Annotated in this window: 20 protein-coding genes and 1 riboswitch; of the genes, 6 read left to right on the top strand and 14 right to left on the bottom strand. The window is 63.0% G+C overall.

Features of this window, described 5'->3' with window-relative positions:
• Positions 1-288 precede the first annotated feature (288 nt).
• The 3 genes from QQJ96_RS14015 to lpxL form a co-directional block, all read right to left on the bottom strand.
• Positions 289-1,365, bottom strand: coding sequence for a glycosyltransferase family 4 protein (locus QQJ96_RS14015; protein ID WP_284332633.1), 1,077 nt, complete (start codon positions 1,363-1,365; stop codon positions 289-291).
• Positions 1,362-2,084 (bottom strand): polysaccharide deacetylase family protein, encoded by a 723-nt coding sequence (locus QQJ96_RS14010; RefSeq protein WP_284332632.1) that lies wholly within the window; start codon positions 2,082-2,084, stop codon positions 1,362-1,364. The genes QQJ96_RS14015 and QQJ96_RS14010 overlap by 4 nt, the downstream gene beginning before the upstream one ends.
• Positions 2,085-2,228: 144 nt before the next feature.
• On the bottom strand, positions 2,229-3,164 hold the full coding sequence (gene lpxL / locus QQJ96_RS14005) for an LpxL/LpxP family Kdo(2)-lipid IV(A) lauroyl/palmitoleoyl acyltransferase (protein WP_284332631.1): 936 nt from the start codon (positions 3,162-3,164) through the stop codon (positions 2,229-2,231).
• A 98-nt stretch (positions 3,165-3,262) separates the two neighbouring features.
• Here lpxL and waaA point away from each other — a divergent pair, with 98 nt between their 5' ends.
• Entirely contained in the window at positions 3,263-4,528 is a 1,266-nt protein-coding gene (gene waaA / locus QQJ96_RS14000; RefSeq protein ID WP_284332630.1) for a lipid IV(A) 3-deoxy-D-manno-octulosonic acid transferase, read from the top strand.
• Between the two features lie 52 nt (positions 4,529-4,580).
• Here the strand turns inward: waaA and QQJ96_RS13995 are convergent, their stop codons facing one another.
• From QQJ96_RS13995 to QQJ96_RS13985, 3 genes are all read right to left on the bottom strand, one after another.
• Positions 4,581-5,936 carry a TolC family outer membrane protein gene (locus QQJ96_RS13995; protein ID WP_284332629.1) on the bottom strand — a complete coding sequence of 452 codons (1,356 nt, stop codon included), beginning with the start codon at positions 5,934-5,936 and terminating at the stop codon, positions 4,581-4,583.
• 31 nt (positions 5,937-5,967) lie between these two features.
• Complete coding sequence (locus QQJ96_RS13990; protein WP_284332628.1) at positions 5,968-6,627, bottom strand: protein-L-isoaspartate O-methyltransferase family protein; 660 nt, start codon at positions 6,625-6,627, stop codon at positions 5,968-5,970.
• A 164-nt stretch (positions 6,628-6,791) separates the two neighbouring features.
• Complete coding sequence (locus QQJ96_RS13985; RefSeq protein WP_284332627.1) at positions 6,792-7,145, bottom strand: hypothetical protein; 354 nt, start codon at positions 7,143-7,145, stop codon at positions 6,792-6,794.
• 63 nt (positions 7,146-7,208) lie between these two features.
• Between QQJ96_RS13985 and QQJ96_RS13980 the strand changes: the two genes are divergently transcribed.
• The gene (locus QQJ96_RS13980; RefSeq protein WP_284332626.1) at positions 7,209-7,862 is read left to right on the top strand and encodes a TetR/AcrR family transcriptional regulator; all 654 of its coding nucleotides are present in this window, start codon (positions 7,209-7,211) and stop codon (positions 7,860-7,862) included.
• Positions 7,863-7,904: 42 nt separating this feature from the next.
• A riboswitch (TPP riboswitch) is annotated at positions 7,905-8,000 on the top strand.
• Between the two features lie 88 nt (positions 8,001-8,088).
• Positions 8,089-9,966 (top strand): phosphomethylpyrimidine synthase ThiC, encoded by a 1,878-nt coding sequence (thiC, locus tag QQJ96_RS13975; protein WP_284332625.1) that lies wholly within the window; start codon positions 8,089-8,091, stop codon positions 9,964-9,966.
• Between the two features lie 55 nt (positions 9,967-10,021).
• On the opposite strand, the gene QQJ96_RS13970 is transcribed toward thiC, so the two are convergent.
• The 4 genes from QQJ96_RS13970 to QQJ96_RS13955 all read right to left on the bottom strand — a co-directional run bounded on the left by QQJ96_RS13970 (position 10,022) and on the right by QQJ96_RS13955 (position 12,170).
• Positions 10,022-10,234, bottom strand: coding sequence for a hypothetical protein (locus tag QQJ96_RS13970; RefSeq protein WP_284332624.1), 213 nt, complete (start codon positions 10,232-10,234; stop codon positions 10,022-10,024).
• Positions 10,235-10,322: 88 nt separating this feature from the next.
• Positions 10,323-10,868 (bottom strand): SRPBCC family protein, encoded by a 546-nt coding sequence (locus tag QQJ96_RS13965; protein ID WP_284332623.1) that lies wholly within the window; start codon positions 10,866-10,868, stop codon positions 10,323-10,325.
• Positions 10,869-10,908: 40 nt separating this feature from the next.
• Positions 10,909-11,286: an ArsR/SmtB family transcription factor gene (locus QQJ96_RS13960; protein WP_284332622.1), complete on the bottom strand. Its 378-nt coding sequence runs from the start codon at positions 11,284-11,286 to the stop codon at positions 10,909-10,911.
• Between the two features lie 59 nt (positions 11,287-11,345).
• A complete protein-coding gene (locus tag QQJ96_RS13955; protein WP_284332621.1) occupies positions 11,346-12,170 on the bottom strand; it encodes a helix-turn-helix domain-containing protein in 825 nt (274 codons plus the stop codon).
• Between the two features lie 49 nt (positions 12,171-12,219).
• Between QQJ96_RS13955 and QQJ96_RS13950 the strand changes: the two genes are divergently transcribed.
• Together QQJ96_RS13950 and QQJ96_RS13945 are read left to right on the top strand one after the other, a co-directional pair.
• Complete coding sequence (locus tag QQJ96_RS13950; RefSeq protein WP_284332620.1) at positions 12,220-12,609, top strand: DUF3224 domain-containing protein; 390 nt, start codon at positions 12,220-12,222, stop codon at positions 12,607-12,609.
• Between the two features lie 179 nt (positions 12,610-12,788).
• Positions 12,789-13,361, top strand: a complete 573-nt coding sequence (locus tag QQJ96_RS13945; RefSeq protein ID WP_284332619.1) for a ferritin-like domain-containing protein — start codon at positions 12,789-12,791, stop codon at positions 13,359-13,361.
• Positions 13,362-13,463: 102 nt separating this feature from the next.
• On the opposite strand, the gene QQJ96_RS13940 is transcribed toward QQJ96_RS13945, so the two are convergent.
• From QQJ96_RS13940 to QQJ96_RS13930, 3 genes are read right to left on the bottom strand one after another with little or no spacing between them, the layout of a single operon-like run.
• Positions 13,464-14,480: a zinc-binding alcohol dehydrogenase family protein gene (locus tag QQJ96_RS13940; protein WP_284332618.1), complete on the bottom strand. Its 1,017-nt coding sequence runs from the start codon at positions 14,478-14,480 to the stop codon at positions 13,464-13,466.
• A 23-nt stretch (positions 14,481-14,503) separates the two neighbouring features.
• Positions 14,504-15,544 carry an aldo/keto reductase gene (locus QQJ96_RS13935; RefSeq protein ID WP_284332617.1) on the bottom strand — a complete coding sequence of 347 codons (1,041 nt, stop codon included), beginning with the start codon at positions 15,542-15,544 and terminating at the stop codon, positions 14,504-14,506.
• Between the two features lie 31 nt (positions 15,545-15,575).
• Positions 15,576-16,763, bottom strand: coding sequence for an MFS transporter (locus QQJ96_RS13930; protein WP_284332635.1), 1,188 nt, complete (start codon positions 16,761-16,763; stop codon positions 15,576-15,578).
• A gap of 124 nt (positions 16,764-16,887) precedes the next feature.
• On the opposite strand from QQJ96_RS13930, the gene QQJ96_RS13925 reads away from it, so the two are divergent.
• Positions 16,888-17,805: a LysR family transcriptional regulator gene (locus tag QQJ96_RS13925; RefSeq protein ID WP_284332616.1), complete on the top strand. Its 918-nt coding sequence runs from the start codon at positions 16,888-16,890 to the stop codon at positions 17,803-17,805.
• A gap of 70 nt (positions 17,806-17,875) precedes the next feature.
• Here QQJ96_RS13925 and ppa read toward each other — a convergent pair whose 3' ends face one another.
• Positions 17,876-18,409 (bottom strand): inorganic diphosphatase, encoded by a 534-nt coding sequence (gene ppa / locus QQJ96_RS13920; protein ID WP_284332615.1) that lies wholly within the window; start codon positions 18,407-18,409, stop codon positions 17,876-17,878.
• Positions 18,410-18,607 lie beyond the last annotated feature (198 nt).

The raw sequence follows: 18,607 nt of genomic DNA, 5'->3' as shown, positions 1-18,607 counted from the left end.
AGAGAACGCCGCCAGGATCTCCCCTGTCTAAATCACCAGCTGAGACTCGACGCTAATCAGGTACGTGTAGTAGGGGAGGGCTGGGGTGGGGTGAAGCAACCTCGCGGTGAACTTCAACGGTGCGGCAAGCTCGTACAACCCCACCCCAGCCCTCCCCTGCAGGCAGGGGAGGGAGTTGCATATCGCGCAGCTGAGACATGACGCTAATCAGGTGCCAAGCAGGGGAGGGAGTTACATATCGCGAAGCTGAGACATAACGATAATCAGGTGCAAGCAGGGGAGGGAGTGTTAGCCGTCGCCCAAGACGCGCGCAAACTCGTCCGCGATCACCCGCGTACTGAAATGCCGGTCCACGAAATCACGCGCGGCTACACCCATCGGCTCGCGCATCTCCGCTTCGCACATCTTGAGGATCGCGTTGCGCCATGCGGCTGCGTTGCCCGGCGGCAGCAGCAGTCCGGTGACGTTGGGCGAGAGTGTTTCCGGTACGCCGCCGATATTGCTGCCAAGCACTGGCGCACCGGCCGCCTGCGCTTCCACCGACACGCGGCCGAAGGTTTCCGTGGCGGTGGAGGGAAACGCCAGCATGGAGATCGCGCTGTAGTAAGGATGCACGTCGTCGATCCAGCCAAGCATGTGATGGCGGTGCGCGAACGTCCCGGCGTCGATGCGTTCGCCCAGTTGCTGCACGTCCGGGCCGTGGCCCAGCCAGATGCAATGCAGGCGAGATTCTTGCGCCATGGCGCCATCGAGGGCTTCAAGCAGGGTGAGGATGCCCTTGCTGTGATGGATGCGCCCGAAGTAGCCGAGCACGATGGCGTCCTCAGGAATGCCAAGCTGGTGCAGGATCGCGTTGCGGCGCTCAGGGTCGGGCTTGCACGCTGTCATGTTCACCGGGTTGTACAGCACCCGCACCAGTTGCGGCGGCACGCCGCGTTCGAGATAAGCCTGCCGCGCGTGCGCGGAGACGGCAAAGAAGCGCTGCGCGAGGCGCGGCACCAGATAACCCGAAAGGCGCCCCATCGGCGGCGTGCGATGGCGGAACAGCGCGACCGGCACGCCGAGCAGGCGGCTCACCAGGATCAGCGGCCAGTATTCCTTGCCGAAGTTGCCCACCAGCCAATCGGGCTTCAGTTCGCGCGCGGCCTTGAAAGTGGCGCGATAGCCGCGCAGGTCGAAAATATTGCGGAACTTCGCCGGATAGAGTTTCACGCCCGCCCTGCCCAGGGCGTTGGCGATCAGTCCATCCGGATACACCACGGCGCTGACCTGGTGCCCGGCTTCCACCAAGGCCTCGCCCAGCGCCACGAAGTGCGTGGCCGCACCGGTGTTTTCGGGATTGGTGCCGACGAAAAGAAATTTCATGCGCGTTTGTTCTCGTAGTCGGTGAATGCGCGCATGGCGAATTGCGGCAACAAGTGATGGCGTGCGACCTGCACCCGCGGCAGGCGCCAAAGGTCGGTACCGATGCTCGCCCGGCCGCGCCGGGTGGTGGTGGCGGCGGCATAACCTGCGGTGCGGGTGGTCTCGGCCACGCGATCGTCCAGGTCCCCATAGGGGTAGCAGAACTGCGTGATCGGCGCTCCCAGCACGTCTTCCAGGTCGGCCTTGCTGCCGGCGATTTCGTCTTGCAGCTGCGCCGGGCTGCATTGGCTCAAGCGTGGATGTGAGCGCGTATGTGCGCCGATTTCCATGCCGCCTTCCTGCCAGGCGCGCATTTGCGCGACGGTCATCAAGGGCTTCTGGATGCCGAGTTTTTCCGCGTCCCAGTTGTTGTAGCGGCCGATGCTGCCGCTGACTACGTAGCAGGTTGCGGTAAAGCCGTAGCGCTTGAGCACCGGCAGTGCGAATTGGAGATTGTCGACGTAGCCGTCGTCCAGCGTGATCACTGCGATGCGGCCCTGCTTTTCGCCACGCAGGTAGGGCATCGCATCGGACATCGAAAGGCCGGTATAGCCGAACCGTTGGAGCAACCACATCTGCCGCGCCAAGGCGCCCGGACTCACGTACAGGCTGCGCCAGCGCTTGAGGCCACGCGGTGCCTGCGCGATGTTGTGGTACATGAAAATCGGATAAGCGGACATTAGGCCCCGGCAAGCTTCGGCTGCGGGTATTGTCGCATTGGATGGGCCGCCAGGGATGCCCGGGGGGCGTAGGCTGGGATGACAATCCCAGCATTGCCATGCACGCAGCCGCGCGATGCTGGGATTGTCATCCCAGCCTACCGGTCAATAAATCGGCGGATCGCCTTCCGGCCGCGTCTTGAAGCGCTTGTGAACCCACAGATACTGCTCCGGCGCCTCGCGCACCATGTCCTCTATGCAGTGATTGACGCGTGCGGTATCGGCCTCGGCATCGGCGCCGGGCATGTTTTCCAGCGGCGCCCCCAGGCGCAATGCATAGCCCTCGCTGCCCGGCAGGCGGCGATGGAAGAACGGCACGACCACCGAGCGGGACAGGCGGGCCAGGTGATGCGTGCCGGTTATGGTGGCGGCAATCACGCCGAAGAAGGGCACGAAGGCGTTGTCCTTGCTGCGCATGTCCTGGTCGGGCGCGTACCAGAGCGTGCCGCCGTTGCGCAGGTATTTCACCGTGCCGCGGATGTCGTCCTTGTCGAACATCGCGCGCGCGTAACCCAGGCGTGCGCGCAGCACGGTCCACTCGAACACCGGGTTGTCCATGCGCCGATACATGCCGGCGATGCGGATGCGCTGCGAGACCAGCCGTGCGCACAGTTCCAGATGCGAGAAGTGTCCGCCGACCAGCAATACACCTTGCCCCTGCGCGTGCGCGCTTTCCAGGTGCTCCAACCCCTCGATACGGAGCGGGATCTTGCCGATGGCGCGATCGGAGCCCATCCAGCCGAGCGCGAACTCGATCAGCATCATGCCGATGTCGCGCAGGTGCGCGTCCACCAGCGCCGCTTGCGCCTTGGCATCCAGTTCCGGGAAGCACAACGCTACATTGGTGGCGGCCACCTTGCGCCTGGGCGACGGGACGTGCTCGACGATCCAGCCCAGTGCACGCCCGATTCCCATCAACAGCGGGAACGGCAGCATCGCGATCAACTTCATGACGCCCACGCCCAGCCACGCCGGCCAGAGGCGTGGTGCAAGCAGGGCGCGGGTGAAAGGAGGGCGGGGTGTTCCAGGCATTCGGACCATTGTAACGGTACACCGGGCCTTTCCTCTCGCCCTGGGACGGGCGTCGGGCGGGCGGCCCCGTATACTGCCGCGTCCGAAGACTTCGAGCCGACGCGACGTTGCGCTATCTCTATACCCTGCTGATGTACCTCGCCACTCCGTTGATCGTGCTGCGCTTGCTGACGCGCGGCATGCGCTATGGCAACTATCACCAGCGCTGGCCGGAGCGCTTCGGCATCTTCAAGGCGCCGGACTTGCGCGGCAGCATCTGGGTGCATGCGGTGTCGGTGGGTGAGGTAAACGCGGCGGAGCCTTTGATCAAGGCGCTGCGCCAGGACTATCCCAACGCACCGCTGGTCGTCACCACCGTCACGCCGACCGGCTCGGCGCGCGTGCAGCAGCTGTTTGGCGATAGCGTGTTTCACGTCTACCTGCCGTACGATTTGCCCTTTTCCGTGCACCGTTTCCTCAAGCAGGTGCGGCCGCGGCTGGCGCTGATCGTGGAGACGGAGATCTGGCCGAACCTGTATTTCGGCTGCTACCGGCGCGGCATTCCGCTGATGATCGTCAATGCGCGCCTGTCGGGCCGCTCGCTACGCGGCTACGCGCCCATGCGTGCCCTGTTGCGCTCGGCCCTGCGTTGCGTACGGCAGATCGCGGCCCAGTCACGTTCGGATGCGGCGCGCTACCGACTGCTGGGCGCCGATCCGGCCGTGGTCACGGTCAGCGGCAACCTGAAGTTCGACATGCCCGTGCCGGACGGTGCGCGGGAAACCGGCGAAGCGTTCCGTCAGCAGTGGGGTCGCCTGCGCCCGGTGTGGATTGCCGCCAGCACGCACGAAGGCGAGGAGCTGGCCGTGCTGGAGGCGCACCTGGAAGTACTCAAGCGGTTGCCGGATGCGTTGCTGCTGATCGCGCCGCGCCACCCGGAGCGCTTCCGGCTGGTGGAGCATTCGGTGCGCAGCCTGGGCTTCAGCATGGCCATGCGCAGCGCCGATCACTTGCCGGGCGAATCGCACCAGGTTTTCCTGATCGATACGATGGGCGAGCTGATGTCGTTCTTCGCGGCTGCCGACGTGGCTTTCGTAGGCGGCAGCCTGGTGCCGATCGGCGGCCACAATGTGCTTGAGCCGGCGGCGTTGTCCCGGCCCGTGCTGGTCGGGCCGCATACCTTCAATTTCGAGGAAATCACCCTGGCGCTGGTCCGTGGCGGTGGCGCCAAGCGGGTACTGGAGAGCGAGGCACTAGGGGGCGAGGTGCTGGAACTGTTGCAGGATGGGGCACGTTGCAAGCAGATGGGCAAGCAGGCGCGGGTGGTGTTCGACAGCGAGCGCGGTGCCGTCAGGCGCGTGATGCATCTAATCGACCACATGCTGCAGGAATGAAAAAAAGCCGGGAGTAGTCCCGGCCTTTTTTGTTGCGGCTAAGTCGCCTGGCTTACTGCAACAGCGAATTGGCGGCTTGCAAGTCGTCGTAGCTGATGGTGCCCGCCTGCAGTTTCAGCGACAAGCGATCGAGTACCAGTTGGTGACGCGAGGCTGCGTAGGTACTTTGCGCCGTGGTAAGAATCTGGATGGAGTTCAGCACGTCCAGCATGATCTGCGTGCCCACCTGAAAGCCTGCCTTGGTGGCGTCAACCGATTTCTGGCCGGCTTCCACCGCCGCCTTGCCCGACTCCACCCTGCTGATGTCGGTGAGCACGGTGTTGTAGCCGTTGATGGTGCCCTGGATGGTTTGGCGACGTGCCAGTTCCAGGTCATCTTGAGCTTCGTCGCGCCTATAGATGTTCTGGCGCACCTTCGACTGAGTGAGGCCACCGGAGAAGATCGGCACCGACAAGGTGACACCGATGGTGTTGCCCCAGCGATCGTTCACACCTGGGCGCAGCTCGTTGTAGCTGCCGTTTTCCAGCCAGGTGGAGGACTTGCCACGACTGAGGACGGCGTTGATCGTCGGCAAGTGACCGGCGCGGGCCGCGTTGACGTTGTGCTCGGCAGCATCGACCGCCAGTTGTGCGGAGGCCAGCGAAGGGTTGTTCTTGATCGCGTTGTCCACCCAGGCTTGCGGGTCGGCCGGCGAGGGCGGGTCCATGGGCAGGTCGGGGCGCAGTTTCTTCAGGTCGCCAACCGGCTTGCCGGTGATCACGCCCAACAGCTGACGGTCGTTGGCAAGCGTGTTTTGTGCGCCGACGGTAGTTGCCTTGGCCAGATCGTATTGCGACTTGGCCTGATAGACGCTGGTGACGGCCGAGATGCCCACCTTGTATTGCTGCTCGGCCTGGTCGTAGGTAATGCGCAAGGCTTCTTCGTTGGACTGGGCAACGGCCAGCTGTTCCTGGTCGTTCAACACGGTGAAGTAGGCCGCGGCTACGCGAAAGAACAAGTCCTGCGAGGCTGCCTCATAGGTTTTTTCCCCCGCGTCCGCGGTCGAATGGGCGGCCTGCAGGGTCGCGATCTTGGACAGGTCCAGGATGGTCTGATCCACTTCGCCCGAGAGCGTGCGCGTACGGGTATGGGTTACATTCGGGACACTGGCGCCCGAACTGCCGCTGCCAGCGCCACTACTGCCGTTGAGGCTATCCTGCTCCAAGCTCCATTTGGCGTTGATTTGCGGCAGCAATAGCGCGCGCGCCTGCGGAACGCCTTCGTGGATGTCCAGGCGGGTGGCGTCGGCCTTGGCCAGCACAGGGTCGTTCGCACGCGCCTGACGGTATGCATCCAGCAAATCCTCGCCATGGCTGGGCAGCGAGACTGCGGCCAGGGACAGGGCAAGGGTCAGAAGCTTCAAGCGCATGGTTCGCCTCGTAGGGGTCGGGTCGATCGGGTCAGAAAACGAATGGGCGGGGCGGTTGGGCGTGCGCGAGATAGGGCAGGTCCGTCTCGAACAGGCTTTCTTCGCGGTAACGGCCGTTGCCTTCATGCGTCAGCACAACTACCTGCTGCACCGGCGACTCGCCGCGGACGGCGAGCAAGCGGCCGCCAGGCTTGAGCCAGCCAAGGAAACGGTCGGGAATACGGTAGACGGCGCCGGTGACAATCAGGGCATCGAACGTGCCCTGCGGCTGCCAGCCACTGACGGCCTCGGCGGTGATCAACTGCACGTTGCCGATGCCCGCGGCCTTCAGGCGTTCGCCGGCGGTGGCGGTCAAATCCGCATGCATGTCCACGCTGGTCACGTGGCCGGCGAGGCTGGCCAGGCAAGCGGTGAGGAAGCCGGAGCCGGTGCCGATTTCCAGCACGCTGTCTTCGGGCTTCAGTTCCAGCGCTTGCAGCACGCGGCCCTCGATGACCGGTTTCATCATCACTTCGCCGTGGCCCAGCGGCAGGTTCAGGTCGGCGAAGGCCAGCTGGCGATGGGCGGGCGGGACAAAATCTTCGCGCCGGACCTGACGCAGCACGTCAAGCACGCGACCATCCAGCACCTCCCAGGGGCGCACCTGGTTCTCAACCATGTTTTGACGCGCCTGATCGAAGTTCATCGCCATGGGAAACAAGCCTATAAAAAGATCGAAAAAAGGTTAAAAAGGATAAGCGTTTAGACCCTGTTTCGACAATGGTAAGGTTGCGTTCCAACCCGCTTTGTTCGAAGTGCCGGAAGTCATCGCGGTGACCTGACGTAAGTCATGCAATGTCTTGTGTCCGCGGACATTTACGCGCTTTTTCGGGGTTGCAGAGGCGCACGCAGACCCACCCCGCTGGGCAGTTGCAGCAGCGCCGCCTCGATGCCTGCGCCCAGCGCGGGGTCCAATCGCCCGATCCGGCCGAGCAGCCTCTCGCCACGCGACCCGGCCGCGACGCACCACCAGGCCAGCCAGCGGCACAAACGATGCTTGTCGATAGCATCCAGGACCGGTAGCACGGCACGGATCGCGAAAACCTGTCTGCGCGCTGTCCGGCTGTCCTCAAGCCACCCCGAGAGCAGGCGCTGGATCTTGCGATACGGGGCGCTGAGCGCCATTTCGGGGGTAGTGGTCGAGCACATCGGCCGAATATTCGGTATCATTCAGAAAATAAGTAAACCGAACCGTATAATAAATTGGGTTTTCTGATTTGTGAAGGTGCATCCATGAACTCGATCCCGCTGACCAAGCCGCATGGGCCAGGGCGCCCTAAGGACATGGAAAAGCGCGCGGCCATCCTCGACGCCGCCAAGGCTCTGTTCATACGCAATGCCTTCGCCGGTACCAGCATGGATGCGATTGCCGCGGAGGCGGGCGTATCCAAGCTGACCGTCTATAGCCATTTCGGCGACAAGGACAACCTGTTTCGCGAGGTCATCCGCTCGCGCATCCAGGATTTGCTCCCCGAAGAGACCTATAAGTTCGACCCCAGCGCCGACATTGGCGACACCCTCAACCGCATCGCCCTGATCCACGCGCACCTGGATTGCGATCCGGAAAACGTCGGCACGTTCCGCGCCATCCTCAGCGACTGCCGCCAGGGCAATCCGCGCTTCGGCAAGCTGATGTGGGAAGAAGGCCCCATGCGCACCCGTGCGCTGATGGAGCGCCTGCTGCAGCGGGCGGTGGATGCCGGCAAGCTCGACATCGACGACGTGCCGCGCGCCGGCGTCCAGTTCATCTCCCTGATCAAGGGCGACATGATGATGCGCCGCATGTTCGGCTGCGCCGACTGTGCGCAGGCGTATGCGAAGGAAGTGGAGGAAAACGCCCGTGCGGGCGTGGCCATGTTCCTGCGCGCCTACGCACCAAGGCACTGACTCGTTTCTCATCCCGCTTCGTGGTCAAATAGCGGGGTTGTTGTTAGGAAGCGGGGGTGCCGACCACCTGTCGGCTGAGAGAGTCCCTTCGAACCTGATCCGGTTAGCACCGGTGTAGGGAGCTTCGCCGCACGGCCATCACCGTGCGTTGGCGCCGTCGCTTCGATCCTGTGCGGATGTCCGCACGCCCCCGCGCCGTGGCGCGGATCCAGAAGGACGAACGCCGATGAATGCCTTGCCCTCCGAACTCGTGCGCGCCGCGCAAGAGCTGTCCGAAGCCGTTACCCGCCCCATCCCGGGCTCGCGCAAGATTCACGTGCAGGGCAGCCGCCCTGACCTGAAGGTGCCGATGCGCGAGGTCACGCAGGCGCAGACACCGACCTTGTTCGGCGGCGAGGCCAATCCGGCCATTACCGTCTACGACACGTCCGGTCCGTATACCGATCCGGGCTACACCGTCGACCTGGTCGCCGGCCTGCCCGCGCTGCGTGCGGCATGGATCATGGAGCGCGGCGACGTGGAACAACTACCGGGGCTTACTTCCGCCTTCGGTCGGGAGCGCGCAGGGGATGCGAAGCTGGACGCCATTCGTTTCGGCCATACGCGCGCACCACTGCGTGCCAAGCCGGGCGCCAACGTTACCCAGATACATTACGCGCGTCGCGGGATCATCACGCCGGAGATGGAATACATTGCCATCCGCGAGAACCAGCGCATCGAAGCACTCAAGGACGGCCTGTTGCGTAAGCAGCATCCGGGCGAATCCTTCGGCGCGGCGCTGCCCAAGCTGATCACGCCGGAATTCGTGCGCGACGAAGTGGCGCGCGGCCGCGCCATCATTCCGGCCAACATCAACCACCCGGAAAGCGAACCGATGATCATCGGTCGCAACTTCCTCACCAAGATCAACGCCAACATCGGCAATTCGGCGGTGAGTTCGGGCATTGCCGAGGAAGTGGAGAAACTGGTGTGGGCGATCCGCTGGGGCGCCGACAACGTGATGGATCTTTCCACCGGCAAGAACATCCATGAAACGCGCGAATGGATCATTCGCAACTCGCCCGTGCCGATCGGCACCGTACCGATCTACCAGGCGCTGGAGAAGGTCGGCGGCGTCGCCGAAGAGCTTACCTGGGAGCTGTTCCGCGATACGCTGGTCGAGCAGGCCGAACAGGGCGTGGACTACTTCACCATTCATGCCGGAGTGCTGTTGCGCTTCGTGCCGCTCACTGCCAAGCGCGTCACCGGTATCGTCTCGCGCGGCGGATCGATCATGGCCAAGTGGTGCCTGGCGCATCACCGGGAGAATTTCCTCTATACGCACTTCGAGGAAATTTGCGAAATCATGAAAGCGTATGACGTGTCTTTCAGCCTCGGCGACGGCCTGCGCCCCGGTTGCGTGGCGGATGCGAACGACGCCGCGCAGTTCGGTGAACTGGACACGCTGGGCGAACTCACCCAGATCGCCTGGAAGCACGACGTGCAGGTGATGATCGAAGGCCCCGGCCATGTGCCGATGCAGCTGATCAAGGAAAACATGGAGCGGCAGCTGGAGAAGTGCCACGAAGCGCCGTTCTACACGCTGGGGCCGCTGACCACCGACATCGCGCCTGGCTACGACCACATCACCAGCGCCATCGGCGCAGCGATGATCGGCTGGTTCGGCACCGCCATGCTCTGCTATGTCACGCCGAAGGAGCATCTGGGCCTGCCGAACAAGCAGGATGTGCGCGACGGCATCATCGCCTACAAGATCGCCGCGCATGCCGCCGATCTCGCCAAGGGTCATCCCGGAGCGCAGGTGCGTGACAACGCGCTCAGCAAGGCACGCTTCGAATTCCGTTGGGATGACCAGTTCAACCTTGGCCTTGACCCTGACAAGGCGCGCGAATTCCACGACGAAACCTTGCCCAAGGATGCGCACAAGTCGGCCCACTTCTGTTCGATGTGCGGTCCGAAGTTCTGCTCGATGAAAATCACCCAGGATGTGCGTGACTACGCCGCCGAACACGGCGTGGATGAAACCGCGGCACTGGACGAAGGCATGGCCGAGAAGGCCGCGGAATTCCGCGCACAAGGCGCGGAGGTTTATCACAAGGCCTGATGTTGGGTTCGTCGTCCCGGCCTGCGCCGGGGCGACGACAGCTTAAGAATGAGCGTCAACGCCGATTCGAACCCGGCACGCAGAAGAACAGGAACAGCGCTACCACCGCCAATGCCCGCCACAAGTCGATCACCAAGTGATGGACGGCTGTGGCGGGTAAATGCGTGAGCTGAAAAACGGCTACCAAAAACAGCAAGGCTAGCGTGATCTGGTAGTAACCTCGCCGCGTCTTGGCGGCGTGCGCTGCGCGTGCGGTTGGAATCTTCATGGACGGCATTCTCAGACGCTCAGCGTAAAGTTGCGGCAACGCAGGAGTGCCCGGCCGTATAAATCACATAAAGAATCCGCGAAGCGGTTCAGGCCCGCGGAATGCGCCCCTGATACTCGCTTTCCATGCGTGCATGCGTCGCCCAGAACGGCTGCGGTTCGCGCCCGCTGAGACGATCGGCCAGGATGCCCAGATGCGTATGCCAACCGCCGGCGACGCCAATCAGCGCATCGTAGGAAGCCAGCCGTGTATGCGTGAGCACGAGCAGAACCTGGTCGCCGCGTGGCGTGAGTTCGAAACGCACTTCGGAGCCGGCATCGCCATCTGCTTCGCTGCCAAAGGTGTAAGCCAGCAAACGCGGCGGTTCGTAGGCCAGTACGCGTCCGTACATGCGTATTTCACCAGCGTGCTGTGCATATTTTTCCGGTGGCGGGGTGTTGTCATGGGTAAGTCGGCTGTTGTTGAACACGTGTTCGGTTTTGCCGCCGACCCTTGGCTCGATCAGCCCGGAAGAAAACCACTGCCCGCGTTTGTCCGAGTCGGTGAGATAGCTCCACACGCGTTCGATGGGTCCCGGAAGCAACCGTTCGAAACGGATCGAAGTGGGTTCGGTGACAACGCCGTAGTCGTTCATGAGGATCACCTGCTTGGGTCGATGAAGATCGCGTCGCGGGCTACTGGCCCTTGCGGCGTGGCTTTTTACGGGCGGCTTTTGCGGCAGCTTCGTCCTCGGCGCACAGCAGTGCGGCGAGCGCATCCAGTCGTGCTGTCCAGAACTGTTCGTAGTGGCGTATCCATTCCATGCCGGCGTGCATCGGCATGGCATTCAAGCGGCACAAATGAGTGCGGCCCTGTACGGTCCGCTCGATCAGGCCGGCACGCTCCAGTAACTTGATGTGCTTGGATGCCGCCGCTAGCGACATCTCGTACGGCGCGGCCAGTTCGCCCACGCTGAGGCTTTGTTTGGCCAGGTTGCCCAGCATGGCGCGTCGCGTGGGATCGGCCAATGCCAGGAACACGTTGTCGAGCGCGGTCGATGAATATTTAACCATAAGGTTGAATTTATTCCCGCGCGATCGCCTTTGTCAACCTTTTGGTTGAATATTTTCGGCTAGGGCCGGGTTTGCGCGCGCAAGTACTCGGCAGGGCGGCGACCGACCAGCTTGCGGAAATCGCGGATGAAATGCGCCTGGTCGAAATAGCCGAGTTCGAGCGCGAGTTCCGTCCACACCACCGGCGCGCCCGCCTGCAGTTGTGCGATGGCTTCGTGGAGCCGGTAGCGATTGATCACCCATTTGGGACCGATGCCCACGTACTGATTGAACAGGCGCTGCAAGGCGCGCTTGGTGAGCCCGGTTCGTTGAACCAGTGTTTCGACCGAGGTCAGGCTGCGCTCGTTGGCAATACTTGCCACAAGTTCGCTTACACGTTCGACGTTTGGGTCCATCGCAGGCAAGTAGGTAAGCAGCAAGCGCTCGGCCATTTCCGCCATCGCGTCGAAGTCTGCGGCGGCAAGGATGTTCGATTCGAAGCTCGCCGCATCGGCGCCGAAAATCCGCATCGGATCGAGCGACCGATCCTGCAGCTCGGAAACCGCGGCCTGGTAAAAGGGATAAAAGCCACCGGCCTTGAACTTGATGCCGAAGACCTGGCCCTGTCCTTCCAGCTGGCGCGTGAAGCGCCCGGTATGCACGCCATAAATGGCCGTGCATCCTGGCTCGACCACGAATTGCACATTCGGATGCGGCAGGGTTTCCTGCTGTTGCGCCGGGAGGCCACGCAAATCCCAGGCGACGTACCAATAGTGTTCGACCAGCGTTGCAAGGTCAGGCGATGGTGCCCGGCGGGCATGCTCGAACTCGCCTTGTGCCAGACGTTGATGCAACACGCCGCGTGGCTTGCCCATCTCGATTTGTCGCGTTTTTCCAATCGTCATGGCTACAGTTGTACTAACGTTGCGACTGGAAAGCGAATCGGAGCATGACATGCAAGCCAAAGGGGAATTCGCGGTGAAACTCGCGCCGCAGCCTTCCGCTCCCGGCATCGAGCCTGCGAAGCTGGGGCGGATGACCATCGACAAGCAATTCCAGGGCGACCTGGATGCCACCAGCCTGGGCGAAATGCTCTCGGCGATGGGCCAGGTGGAAGGCTCGGCCGGGTATGTGGCGATCGAGCGTGTGACCGGCACATTGCAAGGCAGGCAAGGCAGCTTCGTGCTGCAGCATCACGGCATCATGAATCGCAATGCGCCGCAGTTGTCGGTCATGGTGGTGCCGGATTCGGGGACGGATGAGTTGAGCGGCTTGAGCGGCTCCATGCAGATCCTGATCGAGCAGGGCAGGCATTCCTACGTCTTCGACTACACGCTGCCCTGAGTTCGTAGGCTGGGATGCTAATCCCAGCTTTCCGCGCGACATCCCGATGCTGGGATTGTCATCCCAGCCTACGCGATGAGTTGCGCTGGAGGAACGCGCCGACGACCTCAATTTCACCGGTGCTTTGCGGCAGTGAAGACAGGATGGGAGGACCAGTCACTCGCTGCGAGGAGATAGTCATGGCGGCAAAGCCCTTCCTGACCGATGTCCAGACCATCCGCAAACGCGCGCGCGAACATATCGACAAAGGCGCGATCACCGCCGGCTACAAGGCCGATCGCGACACCGTGATCAAATTGCTCAACGAGGCGCTGGCCACCGAACTGGTATGCACCTTGCGTTACAAGCGGCACTACTACATGGCCTCTGGCATCCATGCCAAGAGCGTGGCGGCGGAATTTCTGGAGCACGCGCGGGAAGAAGAGCTACATGCGGACATGCTGGCCCGTCGCATCACCCAGCTGGATGGCGAGCCTAATTTCAATCCGGACGGCTTGCTGACGCGCAGCCATTCCGATTACGTCGAGGGCGGCGACCTGGTCGACATGATCAAGGAGGACCTGGTCGCCGAGCGCATTGCGATCGACAGCTATCGCGACATCGCGCAATACCTTGGCAACGATGACCCGACTTCGCGCCGTGTCATGGAGGAAATCCTGGCCAAGGAGGAAGAACACGCCGAGGACCTGTCGACCTTGCTCGAAGAACTAGGCAAGAAAGGTGAGCCGGCCAAGCCCAAGGTGCATCACTAGCCGCGTAGGCTGGGATGGCAATCCCAGCATTGCCATGCATGCACCATCGCGATGCTGGGATTAATCATCCCAGCCTACCCACCAGCTTCCATTGGGCCAGGCTCACCAGCCCGCCACCACCAACTTGCCGATCGTGCGCCCCGACTCCAGGCGTCGATGCGCCTCGCGCAAGTTCTGCGCATTGATCGGGCTCAGGCTCTCGCGCTGGATGCCGCGCAATTCGCCTGCGTCGATCAAGGCCGCCACACGCGCCAGGATGCGTCCTTGCTCGGCCATGTCGGCGGTCTTGAAGCGCGACCGTGCAAACATCATTTCCCAGTGGATGCCGATGCACTTGGCCTTGTAGGGATCGCCAAGCTGCACCGGTGACGTTGGCTCCACCAGCAAGCCTACGTGAGCCTGCGCTGCAAGCAGTTCGCCCAGTTCGGTCCAGTACTGTGCCGTGTCGGCAAAGTTGACCGCCGCATCGATTTCCTTGAAGCCCAGTGCATTCAACTGTGCCGTCAACGATTGGCGATGATCGATCACGTGCTGGGCGCCCATCGCCCGGCACCATGCCTGGGTTTCCGGACGCGAGGCGGTAGCGATCACGGTAAAGCCCGCGCGGCGCGCCAGCTGGATCGCGATCGAACCCACGCCGCCCGCGCCCGCGATCACCAATAGCGTTTTACCGTCGCCACCATGCTCCGGTGCGTAAGGCATGCGCTGGAACAGCAATTCCCAAGCTGTGATCGCGACGAGTGGCAAGGCCGCGGCGGCTGCCGCGTCGAGCCGGCGCGGACGATGCGCAACCAGCCGCGCATCCACCGCCTGGTATTGCGCGTTGCTGCCCGCTCGCGTGACATCGCCGGCGTAGTACACCTCGTCACCTGGCTTGAAACCGCTGACCTCGATGCCGACCTCTTCAACCGTTCCTGCGGCATCAAAACCGAGCACGCGCGGCTGCGCTTCCACTTGCGGCTTGGGGGCACGCAGTTTCGTATCCACCGGATTGACGGATACCGCTTCGACGCGCACCAGCAGGTCATGCGCACCGAGCGCCGGTTTGGCCAGTTCAACCTCCACCAGTGCTTGCGGATCGTCGATCGGCAGGTAACGGGTGAGAGCAATGGCTTTCATGATCGATACTCCTTAGGTTCGATTCAGGCCGTCTGGATCGCAGGCGGGGTGCGCTCGGCGAATTGTCCGTTCCAGTACGGGTAGTAGGGATAGGGTGGCGTGACGGCGCTGGCTGCATCCAATCGCGTGATTTGTTCGCGTGTCAGATTCCAGCCGATCGCCCCCAGGTTCTGGCGCAACTGTTCTTCGTTGCGTGCGCCGATCAGGATGGTCGACACGGTAGGACGCTGCAGCAGCCAGTTCAGCGCGATCTGGGGCACGCTCTTGCCGGTTTCCGCGGCGATTTCATCCAGCGCATCGACGACGCGATAGAGCCGCTCTTCATTCACCGGCGGCGCAAAGCCCGCCGTTTCGTGCAGCCGGCTGCCTGCGGGCAGTGGCTGGCCTCGGCGAATTTTGCCGGTCAGCCGGCCCCAGCCCAGTGGGCTCCACACCACCGCACCCACGCCCTGGTCCAGTCCAAACGGCATCAGTTCCCACTCGTAATCGCGGCCGATCAACGAATAGTAAGTCTGATTGGCGACAAAGCGCGTATAGCCATAACGATCCGCCACGGCTTGCGATTTCATCAGCTGCCAGCCGGAGAAATTGGACGCGCCCAGATAACGCAGCTTGCCCTCGCGCACCAGGTCATCGAGCGTGCGCATCACGCTTTCCACCGGCGTCATCGCATCGAAGTGATGCAATTGCAGCAGATCGATGTAATCGGTATTCAAGCGCTTGAGCGCGCGTTCGACACCGGTGATCAAATGATGCCGTGAGGCGCCCACATCATTCGGACCATCGCCCGCGCGCAGCGTGAGCTTGGTGGAGATGATCGCCTTGTCGCGGCGGCCCTTCAGTGCTTCGCCGAGCACACTTTCCGATGCGCCATCGAAATAGACGTCGGCCGTATCGAACAGATTCACGCCGCTTTCCAGGCAGATATCGAGCAGGCGGCGCGCCTCGTTCGCATCGGCATTGCCCCAGGCGCTGAACAGCGGGCCTTTGCCGCCGAAGGTGCCGGCGCCAAAGCCGAGTGCAGGCACTTTGAAACCGGATGAACCCAGCCAGCGATACTCCATCGTCGTTCCTCTTGGTGCTGATTATTGGGGGTCAGGTGTTGGCGCTCGGACAGGCACCGGCCGGCAGGCGTTGCAGGCCCGTGTCGCGTTGCCGCGAGTAAATGGCAACCAGTAGCCCCAGCAAAGTGATCGCGGCCGCTACCCAGGTCAGCGCACTCAGGCCTGGGCCGTGTGCCACCACTACGCCGCCCAGCCATGCGCCGAGTGCGTTGCCGAGATTGAAGGCGCCGATGTTGAGGCTGGATGCCAGGCTTTTCGCGTCTTTCGCTTTGTGCAGCACCCACAATTGCAGCGGCGGCACGGTGGCGAACCCGGTAATGCCGAGCAGCCCGATGAACAACACCGCTAGCACTTTGCTATGCAGCGTAAATGTCATCACGCCCAGCACTACAGCCAACGCCACCAGGGTCAGCAGCAACGCACGCGCCAGATCACGATCGGCCAGCTTGCCGCCCAGCAAATTACCGGCAATCAGCCCGCCGCCGAACATCAGCAGGATGGGAGACACCGCGCCCTGCGCAAAACCGGTCAACTCGGTGAGAATCGGCTGGATATAGGTGAACACGGTGAACACGCCGGCAAAGCCGAGCACCGTCATCAGCAGGCCGAGCAGCACCGAAGGATTGCCGATGGCGCGCAATTCGTCGCGTACCGCAATGCGCTCGCCATGCTCGTGGCCAGCCGGCACCAAGGCAGCGATCACCAGCATGGCGACCACACCGATCGCCGCCACCGCCCAGAACGTGGAGCGCCAACCGAAGTGCAGCCCCAGCCATGCTCCGGCCGGCACACCCAACAGGGTGGCGATGGTGAGGCCGGTAAACATGATCGAGATGGCCGAGGCGCGTCGATCGGCTGCCACCAGGCTGGTCGCCACCACCGAGCCCACGCCGAAGAAGGTGCCGTGCGCGAGCGAAGTGACCACGCGTGCCAGCAGCAACACCGTGTAACTGGGTGCGATCGCGCAACACAGATTGCCCAGCGTGAAGATCGCCATCAGCCCGAGTAGCACCGCCTTGCGCGGCAGGCGGCTGGTGGCGACGGTCAGTATCGGCGCGCCGACGAACACGCCCAGCGCATAGCCGGAAATCAGCAGCCCCGCGGTGGCGATGCCCACCTTCAGATCGGCCGCTACCTGGATCAACAGGCCCATGATCACGAACTCGGTGGTGCCGATGCCGAAGGCGCCGGCGGCGAGTGCGTACAGCGCCAATGGCATGGGACGGGAAGTTGAGCTGGCCACGCGATGGACTCCTACAAAAAGCGATGGCGCGCAGCGTAGTGGCTTGCATCTTCAGCAAAAACAAGCATGATGACGAATCACTTTCAATAAAATATTGAAAATGGACCGGGTTGGCGACCTCATCCTGTTTATGCGCGTGCTGGATCAGGGCTCGATCAGCGCCGCCGCGCGCAGTCTGGACCTTTCCGTTGCCGTGGCCAGCCAGCGCCTGAAGCGGCTGGAGCAGGACCTGGGCGTGCGGCTATTGCACCGGACCACACGGCGCCTGCACCCCACGCCGGAGGGCCTGGCCCTGGCCGAACAGGGGCGCACCCTGGTGGAAGATCTGGAAGCACTGACTTCGGGACTGCGCCAGGGCGCAGCGGATGTGGGCGGCACCTTGCGGCTTACCGCGTCAACGTCGTTCGGGCGCCAATACGTCTCGCCGCTGCTGCCTGCATTCATGGCGCGCTTCCCGCGCGTGCGCCTGAGCATGCACTTCAGTGACGAGCTGCAGGATCTGATCAGCGCCGGCTTCGATCTGGCCCTGCGTATCGGTGCCCTGAGCGACTCGCGCCTGGTGGCGCGCAAGCTGGCGGCAAATCGCAGGGTGCTGTGCGCTTCGCCGGACTACCTGCGCCGTTTCGGCATGCCGAAAACGCCGGAGGAGCTTACCGGGCACGAGTGTCTGATGCTGGTGGGCACTGAGGGGCGCCAGGACATCTGGCGCCTGCACGACGCACAAGGCCAGCTACACACGGTGAGGGTGAGCGGCCGCCTGGAATCGACCCTGGGCGAGCTGTTGCGCGATTCGGCGCTGGCGGGGCTGGGCATCGCGCAGCATTCCACCTGGCATGTATGCGACGACCTGCGTAGCGGCCGCTTGCAAGTGGTGCTGCCGGAATATTCGATTGCCGAGACCGGCATTTATGCGGTTACGCCGCAGCGCCGGCTGGTGCCGTTGCGGGTGCGGGCATTCGTGGACTTCCTGGCGGAACAGTTTGGGGATGTGCCGCCATGGGACCGTAGGCTGGGATGACAATCCCAGCTTTCCGTACGGTATCCGGATGCTGGGATTGCCATCCCAGCCTACGCCTCTGCCCGTGGGCTCAGCTCTTGGTCTTGGCGCGCTCTACGCCGGCGAGGATTTCGGCCTTGGCCTCTGCCGCGCCGACCCAGCCCTCGACCTTCACCCACTTACCCTTCTCAAGGTCCTTGTAGTGCTCGAAGAAGTGGCCGATGCGCTCCAGCCAGTGGCCGGACACGCTCTTGATGTCCTCGATGTGCGCGTAGCCAGGGAAGATCTTCTTCGACGGGATCACCACCAGCTTCTCGTCGGCGCCGGCCTCGTCGGTCATCTTCAGCATGCCGACCGGATGGCAGCGGATCACCGAGCCCGGCACCAGCGGCAGCGGCAGGATCACCAGCGCGTCCAGCGGGTCGCCGTCACCGCCGAGGGTGCCCGGTACGTAGCCGTAGTTGCAGGGATAGCGCATGGGGGTGGAGAGGATGCGATCCACGAAGATCGCGCCGCTTTCCTTGTCCACCTCGTATTTAACCGGTTCGGCATCCTTGGGAATCTCGATGACGACGTTGATTTCGTTCGGCACGTCGCGGCCGGCGCTAACCATATCCAGGCCCATGGGGCACTCCTCAAATCCAAAGCCAAACGGGAAAGCCGCTCAGGATAAGGCAAAGCTTGTGGCGGTGCACCAACGGTATGGACTATGGCAATGCCTTTTCAGCACTTGCTCCCTTCCCTACGTGTAGTAGGGGAGGGCTGGGGTGGGGTGAAGCAACCTCGCGGCGAACTTCAGCAGTGCGGCAAGCTCGTGCAACCC

Source organism: Dyella flagellata, from assembly GCF_030160275.1.
In the GTDB taxonomy this organism is placed as follows: Bacteria; Pseudomonadota; Gammaproteobacteria; order Xanthomonadales; family Rhodanobacteraceae; genus Dyella_B; species Dyella_B flagellata.
Note: the sequence above shows the minus strand (reverse complement) of the source record. Positions and strands in the feature narration are given on the sequence as shown.